This window comes from Caulobacter sp. SRI_014 (assembly GCF_057586315.1).
Window position 1 is genome coordinate 637853 of sequence record NZ_JBYCZQ010000001.1, and the last position, 20501, is coordinate 658353.

18 protein-coding genes and 1 pseudogene are annotated in these 20501 nt (G+C 68.0%); 6 read left to right on the forward strand and 13 right to left on the reverse strand.

Features of this window, described 5'->3' with window-relative positions; translation table 11 throughout:
- Positions 1–2: 2 nt before the first annotated feature.
- Positions 3–2105, reverse strand: coding sequence for a protein-disulfide reductase DsbD family protein (locus AC2YG9_RS03455; RefSeq protein ID WP_487296521.1), 2103 nt, complete (start codon positions 2103–2105; stop codon positions 3–5).
- A gap of 93 nt (positions 2106–2198) precedes the next feature.
- Between AC2YG9_RS03455 and AC2YG9_RS03460 the strand changes: the two genes are divergently transcribed.
- The 3 genes from AC2YG9_RS03460 to AC2YG9_RS03470 are packed head-to-tail and all read left to right on the forward strand — an operon-like array spanning position 2199 to position 3822.
- Complete coding sequence (locus AC2YG9_RS03460; protein ID WP_487296522.1) at positions 2199–3212, forward strand: NADP-dependent oxidoreductase; 1014 nt, start codon at positions 2199–2201, stop codon at positions 3210–3212.
- An 8-nt stretch (positions 3213–3220) separates the two neighbouring features.
- On the forward strand, positions 3221–3613 hold the full coding sequence (locus AC2YG9_RS03465) for a hotdog family protein (RefSeq protein ID WP_487296523.1): 393 nt from the start codon (positions 3221–3223) through the stop codon (positions 3611–3613).
- A gap of 8 nt (positions 3614–3621) precedes the next feature.
- Positions 3622–3822 (forward strand): DUF4287 domain-containing protein, encoded by a 201-nt coding sequence (locus AC2YG9_RS03470; RefSeq protein ID WP_487296524.1) that lies wholly within the window; start codon positions 3622–3624, stop codon positions 3820–3822.
- A 52-nt stretch (positions 3823–3874) separates the two neighbouring features.
- On the opposite strand, the gene AC2YG9_RS03475 is transcribed toward AC2YG9_RS03470, so the two are convergent.
- A complete protein-coding gene (locus AC2YG9_RS03475) occupies positions 3875–4672 on the reverse strand; it encodes a SapC family protein (RefSeq protein WP_487296525.1) in 798 nt (265 codons plus the stop codon).
- A gap of 173 nt (positions 4673–4845) precedes the next feature.
- On the opposite strand from AC2YG9_RS03475, the gene AC2YG9_RS03480 reads away from it, so the two are divergent.
- On the forward strand, positions 4846–5694 hold the full coding sequence (locus AC2YG9_RS03480) for a MaoC/PaaZ C-terminal domain-containing protein (RefSeq protein ID WP_487296526.1): 849 nt from the start codon (positions 4846–4848) through the stop codon (positions 5692–5694).
- Here AC2YG9_RS03480 and AC2YG9_RS03485 read toward each other — a convergent pair.
- Positions 5691–7787 (reverse strand): TonB-dependent receptor, encoded by a 2097-nt coding sequence (locus tag AC2YG9_RS03485; RefSeq protein ID WP_487296527.1) that lies wholly within the window; start codon positions 7785–7787, stop codon positions 5691–5693. The genes AC2YG9_RS03480 and AC2YG9_RS03485 overlap by 4 nt on opposite strands.
- A gap of 118 nt (positions 7788–7905) precedes the next feature.
- On the opposite strand from AC2YG9_RS03485, the gene AC2YG9_RS03490 reads away from it, so the two are divergent.
- Complete coding sequence (locus AC2YG9_RS03490; protein WP_487296528.1) at positions 7906–8694, forward strand: acid phosphatase; 789 nt, start codon at positions 7906–7908, stop codon at positions 8692–8694.
- Between the two features lie 21 nt (positions 8695–8715).
- Here AC2YG9_RS03490 and AC2YG9_RS03495 read toward each other — a convergent pair whose 3' ends face one another.
- The 5 genes from AC2YG9_RS03495 to AC2YG9_RS03515 form a co-directional block, all read right to left on the reverse strand.
- Positions 8716–9168 (reverse strand): surface-adhesin E family protein, encoded by a 453-nt coding sequence (locus AC2YG9_RS03495; RefSeq protein WP_487296529.1) that lies wholly within the window; start codon positions 9166–9168, stop codon positions 8716–8718.
- Between the two features lie 26 nt (positions 9169–9194).
- A complete protein-coding gene (locus AC2YG9_RS03500) occupies positions 9195–9761 on the reverse strand; it encodes a GNAT family N-acetyltransferase (RefSeq protein WP_487296530.1) in 567 nt (188 codons plus the stop codon).
- A gap of 20 nt (positions 9762–9781) precedes the next feature.
- Positions 9782–10672: an N-carbamoylputrescine amidase gene (gene aguB / locus AC2YG9_RS03505; RefSeq protein WP_487296531.1), complete on the reverse strand. Its 891-nt coding sequence runs from the start codon at positions 10670–10672 to the stop codon at positions 9782–9784.
- The gene (locus AC2YG9_RS03510) at positions 10672–11676 is read right to left on the reverse strand and encodes an agmatine deiminase family protein (protein WP_487296532.1); all 1005 of its coding nucleotides are present in this window, start codon (positions 11674–11676) and stop codon (positions 10672–10674) included. Before AC2YG9_RS03510 ends, aguB begins: the two co-directional genes overlap by 1 nt.
- Before the next feature lie 113 nt (positions 11677–11789).
- A complete protein-coding gene (locus AC2YG9_RS03515; RefSeq protein ID WP_487296533.1) occupies positions 11790–14303 on the reverse strand; it encodes a TonB-dependent receptor in 2514 nt (837 codons plus the stop codon).
- 300 nt (positions 14304–14603) lie between these two features.
- On the opposite strand from AC2YG9_RS03515, the gene AC2YG9_RS03520 reads away from it, so the two are divergent.
- Positions 14604–16181: an ArnT family glycosyltransferase gene (locus AC2YG9_RS03520; RefSeq protein ID WP_487296534.1), complete on the forward strand. Its 1578-nt coding sequence runs from the start codon at positions 14604–14606 to the stop codon at positions 16179–16181.
- Positions 16182–16191: 10 nt separating this feature from the next.
- On the opposite strand, the gene AC2YG9_RS03525 is transcribed toward AC2YG9_RS03520, so the two are convergent.
- The 5 genes and pseudogenes from AC2YG9_RS03525 to AC2YG9_RS03545 all read right to left on the reverse strand — a co-directional run bounded on the left by AC2YG9_RS03525 (position 16192) and on the right by AC2YG9_RS03545 (position 20467).
- Positions 16192–17742 (reverse strand): alpha-amylase family glycosyl hydrolase, encoded by a 1551-nt coding sequence (locus AC2YG9_RS03525; protein ID WP_487296535.1) that lies wholly within the window; start codon positions 17740–17742, stop codon positions 16192–16194.
- A 202-nt stretch (positions 17743–17944) separates the two neighbouring features.
- Positions 17945–18478: a GNAT family N-acetyltransferase gene (locus AC2YG9_RS03530; RefSeq protein ID WP_487296536.1), complete on the reverse strand. Its 534-nt coding sequence runs from the start codon at positions 18476–18478 to the stop codon at positions 17945–17947.
- A 131-nt stretch (positions 18479–18609) separates the two neighbouring features.
- Positions 18610–18882: a 50S ribosomal protein L27 gene (gene rpmA, locus AC2YG9_RS03535; RefSeq protein WP_487296537.1), complete on the reverse strand. Its 273-nt coding sequence runs from the start codon at positions 18880–18882 to the stop codon at positions 18610–18612.
- A 187-nt stretch (positions 18883–19069) separates the two neighbouring features.
- A pseudogene (rplU, locus tag AC2YG9_RS03540) lies at positions 19070–19537 on the reverse strand (50S ribosomal protein L21); the annotation flags it as partial.
- 126 nt (positions 19538–19663) lie between these two features.
- On the reverse strand, positions 19664–20467 hold the full coding sequence (locus tag AC2YG9_RS03545; protein WP_487296538.1) for a transglutaminase-like domain-containing protein: 804 nt from the start codon (positions 20465–20467) through the stop codon (positions 19664–19666).
- Between the last annotated feature and the right edge of the window lie 34 nt (positions 20468–20501).

Consider the following 20501-nt stretch of genomic DNA (forward strand, 5'->3'; position numbering starts at 1 on the left):
GATCAGCTCCCTTGCTTGGCGGCTTTCTTGAGCGCCTCGGCGACCATGCCGGGCGTCAGCAGTTGAGGCAGGATTTGCGGCTTTTCGGCGCCGGGACCGTAGACCAGATAGAGCGGCACCCCGGCCCGGCCATGCTCGGCCAGGGCGGCGGCGATCTCGGCGTTGCGGTTGGTCCAGTCGGCCTTGAGGTAGACGCCGCCGGTGGCCTTCAGGGCGTCCGCCACTTCCGAGGTGGACAGGGCGACCTTGTCATTGACCTGACAGCTGACGCACCAGGCGGCGGTGAAGTTGACGAACACCACCTTGCCCTCGGCGCGCAGGGCCGCGACCCGCTCGGCCGACCAGGGCTCCGACGGCAGGTCAGCGGCGGAAGCGGTCTCGCCCGCGGTCGCGCGCGCCGCCGGGGCCGGCTGCAGCATCAGGGCGACCGCCCCGATCACCAGCAGCGCCGCCAGGATCTGCCGCCACAGCTTCGGTCCGAGGCCCCACAGCCACAGGCCAAAGGCGCCGAGCAGCAGGCCCACCAGGGCCAGGGCCAGACCCGGCGCATCGGTCTGCTGGGACAGCACCCAGACCAGCCAGGCCGCCGCGCCGTACATCGGGAAGGCCAGCACCTTGCGCAGGGTGTCCATCCAGGCCCCCGGACGCGGCAGCAGCCGCAGCAGGGGCGGCGCGAAGGCCAGGGCGACAAAGGGCGCCGCGAAGCCCAGGCTCAGCGCCAGGAACACCGCCAGCACGATGGCCGGCGGCTGGCCCAGGGTGAAGCCCAACGCCGAGGCCATGAACGGCGCGGTGCAGGGGCTGGCGACGACCACGGCCAGCACGCCGGTAAAGAAGGCCCCGCCGAGACCGCCCTTGGCGGCCAGTCCGGAACCGACGCCCTGGACGCTGGTCCCGATCTCGAAGACGCCGGACATGTTCAAAGCCACCGCCAGCATCAGCAGGCCCAGCACCCCCACCACCGGCGGCGACTGCAGCTGGAAGCCCCAGCCGACCTGTTGCCCGGCCAGCTGCAGGCCGATCAGGACGCCCGCCAGGATCAGGAAGGTGGCGACGACGCCGGCCCCGTAGGCCAGACCCTGCAGCCGCGTGGCCCGCGCATCGTGCGCATGGCCGGCCAGCGAGGCGGCCTTCATCGACAGCACCGGAAAGACGCAGGGCATCAGGTTGAGGATCAGGCCCCCGAGGAAGGCGGCGAAGGCCGCGAACAGCAGGCCGCCCCCGCTCGCCGCCGTCGTCGTCGCGGCCTTGGCCCCGGCGGCCGGGACCGCGCCCAGGCCCGCCACCCCGGCCGGCGCCGGCCCGGCGGTGGCGGCGATTTCATAGGCCTTGCCGCCGACGACCAGCACCCCGTCCATCGCCGTCGGCGCCTGGCCCGCCTCGAAGGCGTAGCCCGGCGGCAGGGTCAGGGTCAGGCCGTCGCTGCCGCGCTCGGCGGTCTGCGGCCTGGCATGGTCGAGCCAGGTCCCCTGGAAGGGAAAGAACCAGGCCCCGCTCAGGTCGGCGCCCTTCAGCGGCGCGCCGGCCACGGTCAGGGTCAGGGCCTTGTCGTTCTGGAACGTCGCGGTCAGCCCCGCCGGCTTGGGCGCGGCGGCCAGGGCGCCGGCCACGGTCGCGCCCCAGCGGGCATCGGGCCTGGGCGCCCCGTCGGCGACCTGCAGGGTGATGGCGACCTTGCCGGTCTCTGGAATGCAGATCTTCTCGCAGACCAGCACATCGACCACCGCCTCCAGCGTCACCGGGCCCGGCTTCGCATTGGCCGGAACCTCGACCGGAACCGGCAGGATGACCTCGTCCGAATAGCCGTAGTTGGTCAGCGGCCCGAACGGCAGGGTCTTCGGGGTCGCCCAGACGAACTCCCCGGCCTTCCAGCCGGCCGGCAGGGTCCAGGTCAGCTTCGGCGGCTCGCCACTGTCGCCGGGATTGCGCCAGTAGGTGTGCCAGCCCTTGTCGATGTCCTGGCGCAGGGCGACATAGGCCGTCGTTCCCGGAGCGACCGTGGCGTCCTGGGCGATCAGCTCGATCTTCAGGTGGCCTGTGTTGACCTCCGCGGCAAAGGCGGGAGCCGCGAACAACAGGGCGAGGACGGCGAGCAGCAGGCGCATGGCGACTATATGGACCGAGCAGGGGGGTGCGGCAAATGCCCCTCGACTTCCCCACCGCCAACCCCTCACTGTGGCGCAAACGGGAGGACGGACATGCCGACGAATCGTCAGTGGATTCTCAAGCGCAGGCCGACGGGCGACATCGCCGCCGGCGACCTGGACTTCGTGGAAACCCCGACCCGTCCGCTGGAGGACGGCGAGGTCCTGATCCGCAACATCTACCTGTCGCTCGATCCGACCAACCGCATCTGGATGAGCGACATGGACCAGTACCTGCCGCCGGTCGAGATCGGCGACGTCATGCGGGGCGGCACAATCGGCGTCATCGAGGAAAGCCGGTCGGACCGCCACCAGGTCGGCGACATCGTCAACGCCGGCCTGTCGGGCTGGCAGCTCTACTCCATCGCCCACGGCGGCATGGTCACCCCGGTGCCGCAGATTCCCGGCGTGCCGCTGACCGCCTGGATGAGCGTGCTGGGGGCCACCGGCCTGACCGCCTGGTTCGGCCTTATGGACATCGGCAAGCCCAAGGAGGGTGAAACCGTCGTCGTCTCCGCCGCCGCCGGCGCGGTCGGCTCCATCGTCGGCCAGATCGCCAAGCTGAAGGGCGCCCGCGTCGTCGGCATCGCCGGCGGCCCGGCCAAATGCGCCTGGCTCAAGGAGATCGGCTTCGACGGGGCTATCGACTACCGCAACGAGGATGTCGGCGAGGCGCTCGACCGGCTTTGCCCGGACGGCGTCGACGTCAACTACGAGAACGTCGGGGGCGAGATCATGGACGCCGTCATCGCCCGGATGAACAACTTCAGCCGCATGCCCCTGTGCGGCATGATCAGCACCTACAACGCGCAGGGCGAGGTCCCCGGCCCCCGCGACTTTGCCCGCGTCCTGATGCGGCGCATCCTGATCAAGGGCTTCATCGTCATCGACTACCTGCCCCGGGCCGGCGAGGCGATGGCCGAGCTGATCCCCTGGGTCGCCTCTGGCCAGCTCAAATGGAAGGCGCATGTCGTCGACGGGCTGGAAAATGCCGCCGACGCCGTGAAGCGGCTGTTCACCGGCGACCACGATGGCAAGCTGCTCGTCCAGATTTCCCCCGAACCCTAAGAGGACTGATGCCCGCCTCCTTCGACGACTTCGAAATCGGACAGGTTCACAACCTCGGCGTCACGGCCGTGAACGCCGAGGCCATCGACCATTTCATCGCCGCCTTCGCGCCCGGCTGGGACAAGGCCAACGGGGCGCCGGACGCGATGGTCTATGCCATCTGGTCACGGCTGGAGCTGGAGGCCGGCGACCGCTGGGCCCAGACCAAGCGGCTGGGGGTCGACGCCATGCGCTGGAGCCGAAACCCTCCGGCCGGTGAGCTGCTGCGCGGCCGGATGACGGTGATGGGCAAGGACGCGGTCGGCGAGGGCAAGGGCATCATCATCGCCCAGCACGACCTGCTCGATGAGGCGGGCCGGCTGGTGTTCAGTTGCCTGACGCGGAGTGTGTTCGCGCGATGACGGAGCCGGTGAAGGGCCCAGCCTCCTACTTCCCGTCCATCGAGAAGAAGTACGGCCACCCGATCGCCCACTGGCAGGCCATCGTCCGCGCCGGCTATCCGGCCAAACACATGGAACTTGTGACCCTGCTCAAGGAGCAACACGGCATGGGCCACGGCCACGCCAATGCGGTGGTCGCCTACACGCTGGCCAAGGACGGGCTGAAATGAAAAGGGCCGGTCTCGCGACCGGCCCTTCCCGTAGCTTGAAACCTCAGACCGATCAGGCGTTGCCGGCGGCGGTCTTCTGGGCCTTCTCGGAGGCGATGGCCACCAGACGGTCCCAGCCAGCCAGGCTGGTCATGTGGTTGTAGATGCGCTCGAGCGCGCCGTTGTCGCGCAGCTCGACCAGCTTTTCCGGCGACAGGCCGCGGATCTTTTCTTCCGAGACGGCGAAGTACTCGGCGATCACCACGGTGGCGCCTTGCGTGCCGTCCGGGTTGGTCGGGGTGAAGGTGGCCTGCTTGGTTTCCAGCAGGTCCAGCTCCTTGATCAGGTTGACGAAGTTCTCGGTGCGGCGACGCTCGCCCTCGAAGTCCTCGCAGAACTTGATGGCGTTGGTGGTGTAGCTGCTGGGCTCACCGGATTCGTCGAACAGCGGCACATCGTAGCCGGTTTCGGCGAACATTTCGGCGCCGCGCTCGATGCAGACGATCATCCGGCCTTGCGCCTCGTCCTGGGCCAGGACGAAGGGGTAGCGGCGGATATAGGCCGGGACGTAGACGCCGTTGCTGAACAGGCCGGCTTCGTCGACGAACAGGTTGTCGCCCGGGTTGATGCCCAGGACGGCCAGCGGCTGGCGCTGTTCACCGGCGAAGATGATCGGGAAGCAGAGGGCGGCGAACTGGAATTCGGCGACGGTCAGCGGCACCACATGGCCCTGGGCGGCGAAGGCGAACGGGCCGGGCAGCTGCTTCACGCCCATCTTGCCGTGCATCTCTTTGCTCAGCGGCTCGGGCGAATTGTAGAACAGGACGTTGCCGGCGACCGGGCTGACAGACGAGACAGTGGACGTTTCCATAAGGGGCTCTGACTGGCGGGCGGCTTGTCGCCGCGAAGGATAGGAGCGGCGCTTCTATCCGATTGAGCCGAACCGGGCAATCGCGCCCGCCCCAGAGGCGATCTTCTCGCCCTGCGGCCTCTTGCCCACCCCTGCGTCAACGCGCTTTGATCGCGCCGAAAAGGGAGAGACCCATGCCGATCCAGTATCCCGAGATCCTGTCGATGACGAGCGAGCCCGCCCCGTACAAATGGGGCGACCGCGAAACCATGCTCTATGCGCTGGGCATCGGCCTGGGCTCGGACCCGATGAACGAGACCGAGCTGCCCTTCGTCTACGAGAGCGGGCTCAAGGCCGTGCCGACCATGGCCACCGTCGTCGCCTGGGGCGCGGGGCCGCCGATCGGCTCGATGATCAACTTCCTGATGGTCGTGCACGGCGAGCAGAAGTGCGAGTTCCACATCCCCTTCCCCACCGAGGCCGAGATCACCGCCGAGGGCCGGGTCATCGGCGCCTATGACAAGGGCGACAAGGGCGCGGTCATCTACAACGAGACGGTGCTGAAGAACGCCAAGACCGGCGAGAAGATCGCCACCCTGACCGGTTCGACCTTCGCCCGGGGCGACGGCAACTTCGGCGGGCCGTCGGACGGCGCGCCGGAGCCGCATGAGGTCCCGACTCGCGCCCCCGACAAGACTGTCGAGATCGCCACCAGCCCCGACCAGGCGCTGATCTACCGCCTGTCGGGCGACCGCAACCCGCTGCACAGCGACCCGAAGATCGCCAGGATGGCCGGCTTCCCCCGGCCCATCCTGCATGGCCTGTGCACCTACGGCATCACCTGCCGCGCCGTGCTGCAGGAGTACGCCGACTTCGATCCTTCGAAGATCAAGAGCCACCAGGTCCGCTTCTCCTCGCCGGTGTTCCCGGGCGAGACCATCGCGGTCGACCTGTGGAAGGACGGCGACGTCGTTTCCTTCGAGGCCCGGGTGAAGGAGCGCGGCGTCACCGTCATCCGCAACGGCAAGTCGGTGCTGGGCTAGAACCGGAACGCCACCCCGGTGCGGAACGACCGGCCGGGGAGCGGGGCAATGTCCTTCAGGAAGCTGACATGCTCGCGCGCCGCCTCGTCGGTGGCGTTGCGCAGCTCGGCGAAGAGCCGCAGGTCGGGGTTCCGGAACGGCTTCACCGCCCCGTAGAGGTTGACCATGGTGTAGCTGTCGGTCGGCAGTTCGTAGGCGGCGACGCGATCCTGGCCGGCGACGTAGCGGACCTCGAGATTGGCGTCGAACATGTCGCTTTCCCAGATCAGCTTGCCGGTCGTCGACCACGGCGGGATGCGGGCCGGCGGACCGGCGTCGGTCTCGCCGCGCACATAGTCGGCGCCGAGACTGGCCGAGACGGTGCGGCCGCCGTCGGTCCACAGGTCGTAGCTCCCCTCGAGCTCGAAGCCGTGGAAGTCGGCATTCGACTGGACGTAGCGGAACACTGGCAGACCGTCCTCGACGTCGCCGGTCGGGATCTGGTCGATGTAGCCGTCATAGGCCGCGTACCAGAGGTGGCCCTCGGCCCGGAAGCGGTTGAAGGTCCAACGGCCGGTGGCCTCGACGCTGATCACCGCCTCGGACTCCAGGGTCGGATCGCCGATCTCGAAGGCTCCGGTGCCGGGATGCGGCCCGTCGGAATAGAGCTCGCCCTCGGTCGGGGCGCGGGCGTTGCGGGCCACGGTCAGGGCGTAGAACTGGTTGTCGTCCGGCTTGATGAAGACCCCGATCGAGCCGGAGACATTGGTGAAGCTCGCCGCATTGTCAGCGCCGATCCAGCTCAGGCCATAGGAGGCCGCCGGGGCGCTGGCCACGCGGCCGGCCAGGCTGGCGTCGAGGTCGCGGCGGTCGAGCCGCAGGCCGGTGTCGACGCCCCACGTCTCGAAGTCGAAGCGCTGCAGGGTGAAGATGCCCAGCTCCTCGATGTCGGTCTTCGGCACCGAGGCCTCGTCGCCGACGGAATCGAAGTGGCGGACCAGGCCCTGGACGCCGACGGCGCCCTTCAGCGGGCCGATCTCGCGCTGGACGAACTCCACCCGGCCCTCGACGCCCGTCGACAGGAAGCGGGTGCCGGTCTCGCCGGTGGCGCGCAGCACCTCGGCATGTTCGTAGTCGGCGTAGCCAATCGAGCTTCGCATCGTCTGGAACGGGCCGAGGGGGAACGGCGCCTCGGAGCGGAAGTCGAAGCGGGTCTGGTGCAGATCGATGGCCACCGGGCCCTCGTCATCCGGGTCGATGGGGGCGGTGATCTGCGGATAGGGCACGCCGTAGGTGGTCTCGGTCTGCTTGAGCGCCAGGCCGACGAAACCGCTGTCGGTGACGAAGGACAGGCCCAGGCCATAGGCGTCGAGCTTGAGGTCGGTGTTGCGCACCGTTTTGGCCGGATCGACCGTCAGACCCTCGGCGACGGCCAGGCGACGGCTGACCGGGACCGTGGGGACGTCATAGTCCTCCGAGCGGCGCGAGACGCCGTCGATGGAGAAGACCACCGGGCCGCTGGCCGCGTGCAAACCAAAGGACAGCGAGCGGCTGTCATCGACGCTGGCGACGGAGGCGGAGATGCGGCCGTCGATGCCGCCGTCGGGCAGATGATCGGGAATGTGGTCGTCGATGATATTGACCACCCCGCCGATGCCGCTGCCGCCATAGGCCAGGGTCGAGGGGCCGCGCAGCACCTCGATACGCGAGGCCTCGCCGGGGTCGGAGGCCACCGCGTGGTCAGGCGAGAGGGCGCTGGCGTCGACCAGGCCGACGCCGTTCTGCAGCACCAGGACGCGGGGACCCGACAGGCCACGGATCACCGGGCGGCTGGCCCCGGGGCCGAAGAAGGTCGAGCGCAGGCCGGGCTGGCCGGCCAGGAGGTCGCCGAGGCCCGACGGGGCGGCGACATCGAGCTGGTCGCGGCCGACGATAGTGACGCTGGTCGTCACCGTATCCAGCGACACCGCAAAGGGGGCGCCGGTGACGACGACGGCGGAGACGTCGCCCTCATCCACCGGCTCGGCCGGCTCGGGCGCCGGCTGGGCGAAGGCGGGGGCCGTCAGGGCCAGGGCCAGCAGGCTGGCGCCAAGGAAGAACTGGGGTCGGCGCATGGAGGAGGCTCCGGGAGAACTATGGAAGTGTTATGAAATAACATATCGTCTCGTCAAGCGGCTTGACGCCGACGGCGACGCGCGGTCTTTCGGATGAACAAAATTCGGGAGGTTGGCGATGTCGTTGAAGGCGTTGGGACACGGCGTTCTGGTGGTTGCCGGGGTGGCGATGCTGGGCTGCGGAGCGGTGGCGCAAGACACCAGGACGGCGGCTCCGGCCCCCGCGCCGGCGGCCAGGCCGGCGGGCGGCTACATCCCTCCCGCCCTTCTGCCCGACAGCCTGGCCATTGTCGGCCCGCCGCCGGCCCTGGGCTCCGACCAGGCCAAGGCCGACCGCGCCGCCTTCGACGCCAGCCGCGCCCTGGAAGGCAGCCCGCGCTGGCAGCAGGCGATCGCGGATGTCGAACTGTTCGGCGACAAGGCCCACCGCTCCTTCTCCTGCGCCATCGGCAAGGAAATCAGCGTCGCCAGGACCCCGGTGCTGTCGAAGCTGCTTGACCGCGTCGTGCTCGACGCCGGCGGCAGCACCAATGCCGCCAAGCAAAAGTACAAGCGTGACCGGCCGATGATCGGCCATGACGAGGCGAAGATCTGCGTCAAGCGCGAAGAGTGGATGAAGACCAACGGCTCCTACCCCAGCGGCCACGCCGCCGCCGGCATGGCCTGGGGCCTGGTGCTCGCCGAGCTGGCGCCGGACCGGGCCACCCAGGCGGTTACCCGCGGCCGCGAGTTCGGCGACAGCCGCTGGATCTGCGGCGTCCACTTCCCGAGCGATGTCACGGCCGGCCAGATCATGGCCGCCGCCACGGTCTCACGCCTGCACGCCGAGCCGGCCTTCACCGCCGATATGGCGCTGGCCAAGGCCGAGCTGGACAAGGCCCCGGCCGCCGAGGGCTGCGGCGGCTGATCGCGGGACCAGGCCTGGCGCCTATTGCCGGGCCCGATAGAGGGCGATCAGCTCGAGCCTGCTGCCGGTCCAGACATTCTCCGGATCGCGGGTCTTGGGGTCACAGCCGGCCTCGACCAGGCCGCCGTAGTTGGTCTCGCGGGGAACGTCCTTCCAGGCGTCGTCGGCCGACGGGGTCACGACACTGCCATCCGGGCGATAGACGGTCATCGTCAGGTTGCGGAGCCGAAAACCGGCGCAGTCGAACTCCGCCTTGTTGACGAAGTAGTCGAGCTCGATCTCACCGGTCATGGGCTTGGGCGGGGCCATGACATACCAGGCCGTGACGATGTCACCGGACCGGCTGACCGTGTCGAGCTCAAGGATGGTGATGTTCTTCTCGCTCAGGCCGACAACATAGAAGTCGGCGGCGAAGGCGTTGCCCGCAAGGGCCAGCCCGGCGCCGAACACCAGCCCGGCCAATAGTCGTCTCATGGTTTCCCCCACTTCGCCCGACAGGCTTACCGATCGGATGGAGCCTGTCCAGCCGTCGCCTCCCAGACCACATGCCGCTCCAGCACATGCCCCCTGGGCAGGGCCGGGTGGTCGAAGTCGAGGTCCTCGCGGCGGGTCATGCCGATCCGCGTCATCACCGCCTGGGACGGCAGGTTGGGCACGGCCGTGAAGGCGACAATGCTTTTCAACCCGACCCGTTCGAACCCGTCCTTGAGCGCAGCGGCAGCGGCCTCGGAGGCATAGCCCTGCCCCCAGGCCCCACGGCTCAGACGCCAGCCTGCCTCGACGCCGGGATGCAGCGGGTTCTCGGGGTTCAATGTGGTCAGGCCGGTGAAGCCGAGGAACAGGCCGTCCGACTTGCGCTCGACGACCCAGGGCCCGAAGCCGTGATCATCGATGTGGCCGAGGGCGCGGCTCATCTGGGCCTGCGCCTGCTCGCGGCTGAGCGTCGAGGGAAAGAAGCGCATGACCTCCGGATCGGCATTGAGCGCCGCCCAGGGATCGAGGTCGTCTTCACGCCACTGGCGCAGGAGGAGACGGTCGGTTTCCAGCATGGCCTCAGCCTGCCGCACCCGCCCCGGTCTGGCCAGCCCTAGGTCGGCCGACCGGTGCTCAACGCGCCGTACAGCTCCGGCCGGCGGTCGCGGAAGAAGCCCCAGGCGGCGCGGTGGGTGTCGAGGAAGTCGAGATCGACGGTCGCGACCGTGAAACCCTCCTCGTCATGCCCCATGTCGCCGATCAGGTCGCCGCGATGGTCGGCGATGAAGCTGGAGCCGTAGAAGCGCTGGCCGCCGTTCGGGTAGCCCTCCCAAGGCTCGAAGCCGATGCGGTTGGCGCCGACCACCGGGATGACGTTGCTGACCGCGTGGCCCTGCATGGCGCGCCGCCAGGGCAGGGCGGTGTCGAGGGTCGGGTCATGCGGCTCGGTGCCGATGGCGGTCGGGTAGAGCAGCGCCTGGGCCCCCATCAGGGCCATGGCGCGGGCGCATTCGGGATACCACTGGTCCCAGCAGATGCCGACGCCGATCCGGCCGTGGCGGGTGTCCCAGACCTTGAAGCCGGTGTCGCCGGGCCGGAAATAGTACTTCTCCTGATAGCCGGGACCGTCGGGGATGTGGCTCTTGCGGTAGACGCCCATGAGGCTGCCGTCGGCGTCGGCCATCACCAGGCTATTGAAGTAGTGCGGCCCCTCGCGCTCGAAGATCGAGATCGGCAGGACGACGCCCAGCTCGCCGGCCAACGGCGCAAGGGCCTTCACACAGGGATGCTCGCGCCAGGGCCTGGCTTCGGCGAACCAGCGCTCTTCCTGAGCCACGCAAAAGTAGGGCCCCTGGAACAGCTCGGACGGCAGGATGACCTGGGCTCCGGCGGCGGCGGCCTGGCGGACCAGATCGACGGTGCGGGCGATGTTGTCCTCGAGGTCCATCCCGTAGTGGGTCTGGAGCGCGGCGAGGGTGAGCGTCTTGCCTGGGTTCTGGGCCATTACGCCGGCTCCTGCTGGGTGATGCAGTGGAAGCTGCCGCCGCCGGTGAGGATGGCGGTCGAGGGCAGGCCGATGACCTTGCGCTCGGGGAACAGGCTGGCCAGGGCGTCGAGGGCGAAGGCGCCGGCCTTCTCGTCGGCGTAGGTCGGGCAGATCACCGCCTTGTTGGCGATGATGAAGTTCATGTGGCTGGCCGGGACCATCTCGCCGTCGGCGTCGGTGGTCCAGCCGGGCGAGGGGATGCGCATGACCTGGATGCGCTGGCCCCGGGCGTCGGTCATGGCGCCGAGCATCCTGGCGGTCTCGTCATAGACCTCGGCGTTGGGGTCGCGGCGGCCCCAGGCGATCGGGCAGGCGATGACCCCCGGCGCGACGAAACGGGCCAGGTTGTCGACATGGCCGTCGGTATGGTCGCGGTTGAGCCCCTCACCCAGCCACAGCACCTTCTTCGCGCCCAGGGCCGAGGACAGGGCGGCCTCGGCGGCGGCCTCGTCCCAGCCCGGGTTGCGGTTGGGGTTGGTCAGGCACTGGCGGGTGGTCAGCACCGTGCCGTAGCCGTCGTGGTCGAGGGCGCCGCCCTCGAGGATGAAGTCGTTTTCGACCAGTGGCGCGCCGGAGGCGGCGGCGATCTGCGCGGCGACCTGGTCATCGCCCTCCAGCTGGTACTTTCCGCCCCAGCCGTTGAACTTGAAGCCCAGCGCCCGGCCGTCCTCCGAGAAGATCGGGCCGGTGTCGCGCAGCCAGATGTCACCGAACAGGCCGCGGACGATCTCGATGCCGCTGGTATCGGCCAGGCGCGCCTTGGCGTCGGCCTCGGCCTCGTCGCCGCAGACCATCAGGCGAACCCGTTCGGCCCCGGGGCCCGCCAAGGCGCGGGCCAGGGCGGCGACCTCCTCGCGGGCGGCTTCGAGGTCTTCCTGCCAGAGCTCGCCATGGCTGGGAAAGCCCAGCCACATGGCGCGGTGGGGGGACCATTCGGCGGGGATGAGGGCGGGACCGGTCATGGGCCGGGCAAGTGGCCTTCGACGCCGTTCACGTCAAGACCTTGATGGGCAAAAGGAAAAGGGCGGCCCGTGAGGACCGCCCTTGCCTGTACTCTTTAACCCGAAGCGTTCGCTTAGAAGCGGGCGCTGAAGGTCACCTGGACGGTGCGCGGGGCGCCGACCGACACGAAGGCCGTGTTCGGAGCACGCGCGGTCACCGCGGCCGTGGTGTTCACGTCCGGGATGATCTTGTTGTTGGTGCCCGAGCTGATGTTGGCGAAGTACTCTTCGTCGAAGAGGTTCGTCACGTTCAGCTGGATGTAGGCGCCCTTGTCGTTGAACCAGGGCAGGTCGTAACGCATGTCCATGTCGACGACGTTGTAGGCCGGGGTCTCTTCGTCATTGACGTCGGTGGTGTAGCGGTTGCCGACGTGCTTGCCTTGCAGCGAGACGCTCAGGTTCTCGGTGATGTTGTACTGAGCGCGGAAGGAGACCATCCACTCGGGCGTTTCAACCAGAGCCTTGCCCTTGGTCGGCAGTTCCAGGTTGGTGCCCAGCGAGAGGTTATCCTGCAGTTCGCTGTTGGTGTAGGTCACCGAGCCGTACAGGCTGATCGTCTCGTTGGGAGTCCAGCCGGCCTGAGCGTCGATACCCCACAGCTTCACTTCACCGACGTTGCGGTCGACGCTGAAGCCGAGGTCCGGGTCGAAGGCCGAAACGATGCGGTTCTCGAACTGGTTGAACCACAGGGCCGACGAGAAGATCACGCCAGCCGACTTGTAGCGGTAGCCGAAGTCCCAGGCGGTGCTGGTTTCCGGTTCGACGTCGGTGGCGGTCACCGTGGAGGTCACGGTGTCGAAGCCGACGGTGTAGAGGTTGTCGGTCCGCGGGGCCGAGAGGCCTTCGGCGTAGCTGGCGAACAGCGTGTGGCCCTCGGCGAAGCGCCAGGAGACACCCACGTTCGGCAACACGGCGTCGTAGCTGACGTCACGCTCGTAGGGCACGATGTAGAGGGTGCCGGTGCCGGCCGGAACCAGCGAGACCACGGCCGGGTTCGACTGGACGCCCGGAGTGACGGTGTCGAGGTCGCCCGGGTAGGTCGCCTGAGTGGTGCAGAGGAAGGTCTGCGAGCCGCGTTGCGTCAGGCAGAACTGGTTCAGCTCGCGGTCGAAGGTCGGGGCGCGCAGGCCGATGTTCACCTGCAGGGCGTCATCGAAGAACTTGCCGCGATACTCGAGCGAGATCTGGCTGAGGATGGCGAAGGACTGACGATCGCGGGTGCGCATGGCGTAACCGTCGGCGTTCAGGACCTTGCGGCCATTGCCGTCCTTGCCGCCGAACACGTTCTGCGGCTTGCCGGTGATCTGGTTGATGTAGCCGTAGTGGCCGGTCTGACGGTGATTACCGTAGTCGGAGGTGTACGACAGACGCAGGGTGTTGTTGTCGTTGACGTTCCAGATCAGCGACGCCAGCGTCGTGTAGCGGCGGGTGTTGGTGGTGTTCGGCGCGTAGACGCGAACGGTGTCGAGGATGTCGCCGTCACCGTTCAGGTCGAGACCCGCCGGCTTGGCGGTTTCGTCACCGCGCACCAGGGCCGAGGTTTCCGACAGGGTGGTCGAACCACCGCCGTTGGCCAGCGTGTACTGCACGGCGCTGTCCAGGGTGAAGGTCAGAGTGTCGGGGATGAAGGTGAACTTCGACTGAGCGCGGATGTTGCCGGTGTTCGACGGGTTGATACGCAGGCCGTAGAAGTTGGTGTTGTCGGCCAGGTCGACGTCGGCGATGCCGGCGTCGGGGGTGTTGGGCGTGTAGGTGGCGTTGTTGTCGAAATCCATGCCGTTCGTGCGGAAGGTGGCCATGGTGGCCGTCCGGTAGAAGGCGTTGCGGTTTTCGTTGTAGTGGGCGGCCACCGAGACGAAGTCGCCGTTGTCACCGATCGGCTGGTAGATCTTGGCGTTGACCTGCCACTTTTCCAGTTCGCCCGGACCCTTGAACTTGTCGTACTTCTGGGTCGAAGCAGCGAACCAGGCGCTGGTGCCGATGCCGGGGATTTCGCCGGTTTCGACGATGCCGAACAGACGGCTGTAACCGAACTCACCAACCGAACCGACGATGCGGCCGCCGAATTCCGACGAGGGCTTCAGCGAGATGTAGTTGATGGTGCCGCCGGTGGCCGACGCGGTCGGGCTGTCGACGTCGGTCGTGCCCATGTTGACGCTGGCGCGCGAGACCAGTTCCGGGTCCAGCTGCTGGTTGGTGTAGATGGCGTAGTTGCCGGTGTCGTTCAGCGGAATGCCGTCGAAGGTCAGCGAGATGCGGTTGCCGTCGAAGCCGCGGATACGCAGGTTGCCACCCGACGAACCGTAGGGGTCGCTGTTGGTGAAGTTCAGGCCGGGCGTCAGGTTCAGGCTCTGGATGATCGTCTGGCCCGAGGCCTGGGTGGAGATAAACTCCTGATCGATCGAGGCCTTGGCCTTCGGGGCGGTTTCCGCCGTGATCACGCCGTCGATGGTCGGCAGACCCGCGGTCGCGACGATTTCGACTTCTTCAACTTCGTTGGTGCCGGTGGATTGCGCAAAGGCGCCGGTGGCAAACAGGCTGCCGACCAGAGCAGTCGTCGCCACGATGGCGAGCTTGTAGTTTCTCATTAGGTATCCCCTGTCATCCCGACGAGGCGCCCGACTTGAGCCCCCGATGGCGGATTTGGCCGCCGCAATAGCGCCCGATTGCAAAGCTTTGGTGACCGTGGACAAGCCCCATCACCACGGAAGCACCTTGTAACCGCAGACTTTTCCGGCACAAGCGGGCGTTAAGACTTTGGGACCGAATTGAGACGCCTTGTCGCAACTTTGCGACACTCCCATCCTCCGCATGCCCTATAGGGGGCGAAATCCGCCCCCATTGCGCGCAGCGTGGGGGGCAAACTACGAATCGCCGGGGAGCGAAGCTTGACCGCCACACACCAGGAACAGGCCCGCCAGGCCTATCTCGAGGCGAGTCGGCCCTGGCGTTTCGCCCTGGCGGCGACGGTGCTGCTGACCGGCCTGCGGCTCTTCGCCCTGTTCGCCACCCCGCTCGAGCTGTACCCGGACGAAGCCCAGTACTGGCTGTGGTCGCGAACCCTGGATCTGGGCTATTTCTCCAAGCCGCCGATGATCGCCTGGGTCATTCATCTGACCACGGCCATCGGGGGGAATTCCGAGCCCTTCGTGCGCATTGCCGCCCCGCTGTTCCATGCGGTGACGGGCCTGGTGCTGTTCGCCGTCGGCCGGCGGCTGTACGGGCCCTGGGCCGGCCTGCTGGCCTTGCTGATCTATCAGTTGATGCCGGGGGTCGCGGTCGCCAACGTCACCATGACCACCGACACGCCGCTGCTCTGCTTCCTGAGCATCGCGCTCCTGGCCTATGTCGACCTGCCGGCGGCCAAGCGACCGCTGTTCACGGCGGCGGGGCTGGGTGCGGCGCTGGGCCTGGCCATGCTGTCGAAATATGCCGCCCTCTATGCGGTGATCGGCATTGTCCTGCATCTGATCGTCTCGGGCCGGGCCCGGAGCGTGTGGCGGCCGTCCACCGCCCTGGTCGCGGCCGGGGTGTTCGCGGCGGTCATCGCTCCCAATCTGATCTGGAACGCCCTGAACGGCTTTGAGACCGTGCAGCACACCGCCGCCAACGCCGATCTGGGGTCGGGCATCGGCTTCCATGTCGTCGAGTTCCTGCGGCTGATGGTCGAGCAGATCGGCGTCTTCGGCCTGGGCTTCCTGGTGCTGCTGGCGGCCTACGTCCTGGCGGTCCGCAAGCGCCTGACCGACGAGGATGTCCTGCTGATCTGCTGGACCATCCCGCCGCTGGTCGTGGTCGGGGTCCAGGCCATCCTGACCCGGGCCAACGCCAACTGGACCGCCGCCGCCTACATCCCCGCCGCCGTGCTGGTCGCCGGCCTGGTGGTGCGCTGGTGGCCCAGCCTGTGGACAAAGATCGGGACGGGCGCCGCCCTGGTCGTGCAGGGCCTGCTGGTCGGGATCCTGATCCTCTGCATCGCCAGCCCGGCCCTGGCTGACAGGCTTGGCCAATCCAACGCCATCAAGCGGATGCGCGGCTGGAAGGACGTGGCCGAGGCCACCGTCCAGCGGGCCCAGGTCGAGCAGGCCGACAAGGGCCTCAGCGCCGTCGCCGTTGATAGCCGCTTCCTGTTCAACGCCATGGCCTATTACGGCCGCGACTACTTCGGAAAGCCGGGCGCCCCGCCGCTGACCATCTGGCTGCGCCGCGACAAGGCCGGCAACCAGGCCGAGGCCCGCCATCCCCTGACCCCGGCCCTGGGCGACCGGGTGCTGGTTGTGGCCGAGGACGAGGTGCGGCGCGACGCCGACGGGGTGGCGAAAATGGCCCCGCGCGTGGCGCTGATCGAAGGCGACTTTGCCCGCAGCCAACAGGTCGGCTCGTTCCGCGCCGGTCTCGACCGCAAGCGGGTGCGCCGGGCCGCCTTCGTGGTCGGCGAGGACTACCGCCCCAAACCCAAGCCCTAGAGCCTCCTCTCTAGATCTGGGCGATCCGGAAGGCGAAGGGTCCGCGCCCGTCGCCCGACAGCAGGGTCTCGCCCTCCGTCCAGGCCGGATCGGCCGGCGCGGGTCCGTCACCCAGGTTGAAGGCGCAGAGCAGGCGCTCGCCCTCCCCGCTCCGCTCGAACACCGCCATCGGGGCGGGGGCGTCGCGGAAGGCGATGTCGCCCAGGCGCAGCGCCGGATGGGCGCGGCGCAGGGCGATGAGGGCGCGGCTGAGGGCCAGGGCCGAGTCCGGATCAGCGTCCTGGGCGACGACCGTAAGGCCCGCGTGCTCGGGCGCGGCGGGCAGCCAGGGGCTGCCGGTGGTGAAGCCGAGGTTGGCCGCCGGGCTCCAGGGCATCGGGGTGCGGCAACCGTCGCGGCCCTTGTGGGCCGGCCAGTAGAGGTCGCCGACCGGATCGCGCAGCTGCTCGCGGGTCAGGTCGGCCTCGGGCAAGCCCAGCTCCTCGCCCTGGTACATCAGGATTGAGCCTCGCAGGGTCAGCAGCAGGGCCAGCATGACCTTGGCGACCGGCGGCGAGCCGTCGCCGAAGCGACTGGGCGTGCGCGGCACGTCGTGGTTGGAGAAGGTGATACAGGGCCAATGGCGCGGGTGGTCCTCCAGCATCTCCATGTGCTGGCGGATGAAGTCGGGGCCCATGCGGCGGGCCAGCAGCAGCGGGAAGCTGTAGCCGGCGTGCAGGCCCTCGTCCGGCGCCGCGAAGCCACCACAGCGGTCGGCCTCTTCGGAGAACTCACCGAACACGAAACGGTCCGGGTGGCGGTCGACGGTCAGGCGGACGTCGTTCAGGGCCTCGATGTTCTCGACGAGGTTGGAATCGTTGAAGTGGCGCTGGAAGTTGGCGGCGGCCGACCAGCGCAAGGGCGTGTCGCTGTCATCGACCGGGTTGTCGGTCAGGGTCTCATCGTGGAGGTAGGCGTTGGCGACGTCGAGCCGGAAGCCGTCGACGCCCTTGCTGAGCCAGAAGTCGAGGACGTCGAGGGCGGCCTGGCGGGCGTGCGGGTTTCTCCAGTTGAGCTTGGGCTGCTGGCGCAGGAATTTGTGGTGATAGGCCTTGCGGCGCAGCGGCTGGTAGGCCCAGGCCGGGCCGCCGAAGCAGCTCAGCCAGTTGTTGGGGGCCGTGCCGTCGTCCTTCAGCGGGGCCCAGACGTACCAGTCCTCCTTGATGCCCTTGAGGCTGTCGTGGAACCAGGCGTGCTCATCGCTGGTGTGGGCCAGGACCTCGTCGAGCAGCAGCTTCATGCCGCGCGCATGGGCCCCGTCGATGACCGCCTGCAGGTCGTCCATCGAGCCGTAGTCAGGATGGACCCCGTGGTAGTCGGAGACGTCGTAGCCCCAGTCGCGGTTGGGCGAGGGGTGGACGGGGGACAGCCAGATGGCGTCGACGCCGAGACTCTGGATGTAGTCGAGCTTGGCCAGCACCCCGGGCAGGTCGCCATGGCCGTCGCCATCGCTGTCGAAAAAGCTGCGGACGTAGATGTGATAGACGGTCGCGCCGCGCCACCAGGGGTGTGTCTGGATCATGCGGGGAGCGTAGCGCGTAAGCTCTCCCCCCGCGAAGTGGGGGGAGGACAGATTTCGAGCTTCAAGCGAGAAATCAGGAGGCGGGCCCCACCGGCGATAGGGATAATCTTCAGGCAGGGGTCCCCCCTCCTGCTTTGTCGCTCGCGCTCCAAAGCGGTCCTCCCCCCACTTCGCGGGGGGAGAGCTTGAGACTTCGGCTTCGCTAAGCCAGCCAGACCATCATCCGGGTCGCCGCCTCCTCGCCGCGGGCCAGGCTGTGCTTGTGCTGCACCTCGCCCGTGTAGAGGAAGCCGGCCTTGCACAGCACGGTCCCCGAGGCCGGGTTGTCGCTGAAGTGGCCGGCGACGACGAACCGCTTCTTCCACTCGTGCTTGGACCAGGCCAGCGCCCCCTGCAGGGCTTCCGAGGCAAAGCCCCGGCCCCACCAGTTCCGCCCGACCCAATATCCAACCTCAAGCGGCTCGCCCGGGGGGGTGAAGAAGCCCAGCCCCCCGATGACGCCGTCGTCCTCATGCTCGAGCAGGAAGTTATGGTCCGTGCGCGGGTCCCTCGACTGGGCGCGGGTGATGAAGTCCACGGCGTCGCCCAGGCCATAGGGGTGCGGCACGCGGCTGGTCATTTTTGCGATGTCGTAGTCGGCCATCAGGGCGGCCAGGCGCGCCTCGTCGCCCGGCGCCGGAGCCCGCAGGGTCAGGCGGCGCGTTTCAATTCTCGGGGTCTGTTCGATCAGACACATTGTCTTGCCTCCCGGCCCTCTGGCGGGGCCCTGAAACGAAAGAAGGGAGTCCGGCGATCCGGACTCCCTTCTGGAGTTTCGTGTCCGGATCGCTTTGTCGGCGCTCCGGAGAGAAGGTCTCTGAAGTCGCCTTACTCGGCGGCCTCGGCCATCTTCGGAACAACCGTCGCGTAGGTGCGGTCGTTGCGCTTGGTGACAAACTTTACGTTGCCGGTTTCGAGGGCAAAGAGGGTGTGGTCCTTGCCGATGCCGACGTTTTCACCCGGCCAGAACTTGGTGCCGCGTTGACGCACGATGATGTTGCCGGCGAGCACAGCTTCGCCGCCGAACTTCTTCACGCCGAGACGGCGGCCAGCCGAGTCGCGCCCGTTGCGCGAGGAACCGCCAGATTTCTTGTGAGCCATAGTGCTCTCCTATCCTCTATCGACGAGGCCCTCAGGCTTCGTCGGTGTCCTTCTTGGCGGCCTTTTTCGGGGCGGCCTTCTTGGCGGGGGCGGCGTCGTCAGCCTTGGCAGCCTTGGGGGCGGCCTTGGGAGCAGCGGCCTTCTTCGGCGCGGCGGCCTTGGCTTCCGGAGCCGGAGCGGCTTCGGCGGCGACGTCAGCCTTCGGGGCGGCCTTCGGAGCGGCGGCCTTCTTGGCCGGGGCCGGGGCGGCTTCAACCGGAGTGGCGAACTGGGCCAGCTTCAGGTTCCGCGAGCGGGCGTTCAGCTCGGCCTTGGTGGTCAGGTCCACCTTGCCGTCCCACTTGGCATCGCCGATGGCGGTGACGCGCAGGACGGTTTCGGTCTGGCGGTGACCGCGGGTACGGCGGTAGCCCTGGCGGCGGATCTTCTTGAAGATCTTCACCTTCTCACCCTTGCGGGTCTCGACCAGGGTGGCCGTGACGGCCGCGCCGGCGACGGTGGGGGCGCCCACGGTGACCGTGTCGCCATCGCCCAGCATCAGGACTTGGTCGAAGGAAACTTCAGCGCCGGGTTCACCAGCCAGCTTTTCGACAACCAGCAGGTCACCGGGGGAAACCCGGTATTGCTTGCCGCCGGTTTTGATCACCGCGTACATCGGTCCGTCCTGAACGTGAGATAGCAAAAACGATAGCGCCCCGCAGGCGAAGGCCCGGGAGCGAAGGGAGGCGTCTTATACAGACGGACTCGCCTGAGTCAACGCAGGGAGCCCGTCAAAACCCGTCTACTTCAGCTCTTCGGTGATGACGGTGAACTCGACGAGCTGGGCCGCGCCGAAGGTGGTGACGATGGCGACGTCGGTGGCGTCGCGGCCGACGGCCATCAACAGGCGGCCGATGCGGGGCATGTTGTGGCGGGCGTCGAAGGTCCGCCACTCGCCGCCCAGCCAGACCTGGAACCAGGCGCTGAAATCCATGACTCCATGCACCGGAATGCCGATGTCGCCCATGTAGCCGGTCACATAGCGGGCCGGAATGTTCATGCAGCGGCACAGGGTGATGGCCAGGTGGGCATAGTCGCGGCAGACGCCCTGCTGTTCCTCATGGGCCTCGAAGGCTGTCTTGGTCGAGCGGGCGTGCTCGTAGCCGAAGGTCACCCGCTTGTGGGCGTACTCGACGATCGCCTGGACCCGGGCCCAGCCCGGCGGCGTGTCGGCGAACAGCTTCCAGGCCAGATCCCGCAACAGCTCGGTGTCGCAGTAGCGGGACGGCAGCAGGTATTCGATCGCATGGTCGGGCAGATCCTCGACCGGGTGCTGGATGGCGTCCGGCACGATCGGGTCGGGGATGCCGCTGTCCTTGACGATGAAATCGCTGTGGATGGTGAAGCGGCCGGGCGGGGCGACCACGCGGCTGCAGATGTTGCCGAAGGTGTCGATGTACTGGCGGACCGGCACAAAGGGCTCGGTCAGCACGGTGTCGGGGGATTCGAGGTCACCGGCCCGCTCGGGGCGCAGGTTGACCATCATCAGCATGGGAGTCTCGACCGGGCAGTCGTAGGTGATCTTGTAGCCGGCCCGAATGCGCATCTGGTGGTGTCCCGCCCGTTGAAAGCCCGGGCCA

Bases quoted from the DNA above. Each gene is read 5' to 3' on its own strand.
- AC2YG9_RS03510 (WP_487296532.1), bottom strand. From the start codon at position 11,676: ATGACCGGTCCCGCCCTCATCCCCGCCGAATGGTCCCCCCACCGCGCC.
- aguB (WP_487296531.1), bottom strand. From the start codon at position 10,672: ATGGCCCAGAACCCAGGCAAGACGCTCACCCTCGCCGCGCTCCAGACC.
- AC2YG9_RS03530 (WP_487296536.1), bottom strand. From the start codon at position 18,478: ATGTGTCTGATCGAACAGACCCCGAGAATTGAAACGCGCCGCCTGACC.
- AC2YG9_RS03460 (WP_487296522.1), top strand. From the start codon at position 2,199: ATGCCGACGAATCGTCAGTGGATTCTCAAGCGCAGGCCGACGGGCGAC.
- AC2YG9_RS03490 (WP_487296528.1), top strand. From the start codon at position 7,906: ATGTCGTTGAAGGCGTTGGGACACGGCGTTCTGGTGGTTGCCGGGGTG.
- AC2YG9_RS03495 (WP_487296529.1), bottom strand. From the start codon at position 9,168: ATGAGACGACTATTGGCCGGGCTGGTGTTCGGCGCCGGGCTGGCCCTT.
- AC2YG9_RS03480 (WP_487296526.1), top strand. From the start codon at position 4,846: ATGCCGATCCAGTATCCCGAGATCCTGTCGATGACGAGCGAGCCCGCC.
- AC2YG9_RS03485 (WP_487296527.1), bottom strand. From the start codon at position 7,787: ATGCGCCGACCCCAGTTCTTCCTTGGCGCCAGCCTGCTGGCCCTGGCC.
- rpmA (WP_487296537.1), bottom strand. From the start codon at position 18,882: ATGGCTCACAAGAAATCTGGCGGTTCCTCGCGCAACGGGCGCGACTCG.
- AC2YG9_RS03525 (WP_487296535.1), bottom strand. From the start codon at position 17,742: ATGATCCAGACACACCCCTGGTGGCGCGGCGCGACCGTCTATCACATC.
- AC2YG9_RS03455 (WP_487296521.1), bottom strand. From the start codon at position 2,105: ATGCGCCTGCTGCTCGCCGTCCTCGCCCTGTTGTTCGCGGCTCCCGCC.
- AC2YG9_RS03515 (WP_487296533.1), bottom strand. From the start codon at position 14,303: ATGAGAAACTACAAGCTCGCCATCGTGGCGACGACTGCTCTGGTCGGC.
- AC2YG9_RS03465 (WP_487296523.1), top strand. From the start codon at position 3,221: ATGCCCGCCTCCTTCGACGACTTCGAAATCGGACAGGTTCACAACCTC.
- AC2YG9_RS03475 (WP_487296525.1), bottom strand. From the start codon at position 4,672: ATGGAAACGTCCACTGTCTCGTCTGTCAGCCCGGTCGCCGGCAACGTC.
- AC2YG9_RS03545 (WP_487296538.1), bottom strand. From the start codon at position 20,467: ATGCGCATTCGGGCCGGCTACAAGATCACCTACGACTGCCCGGTCGAG.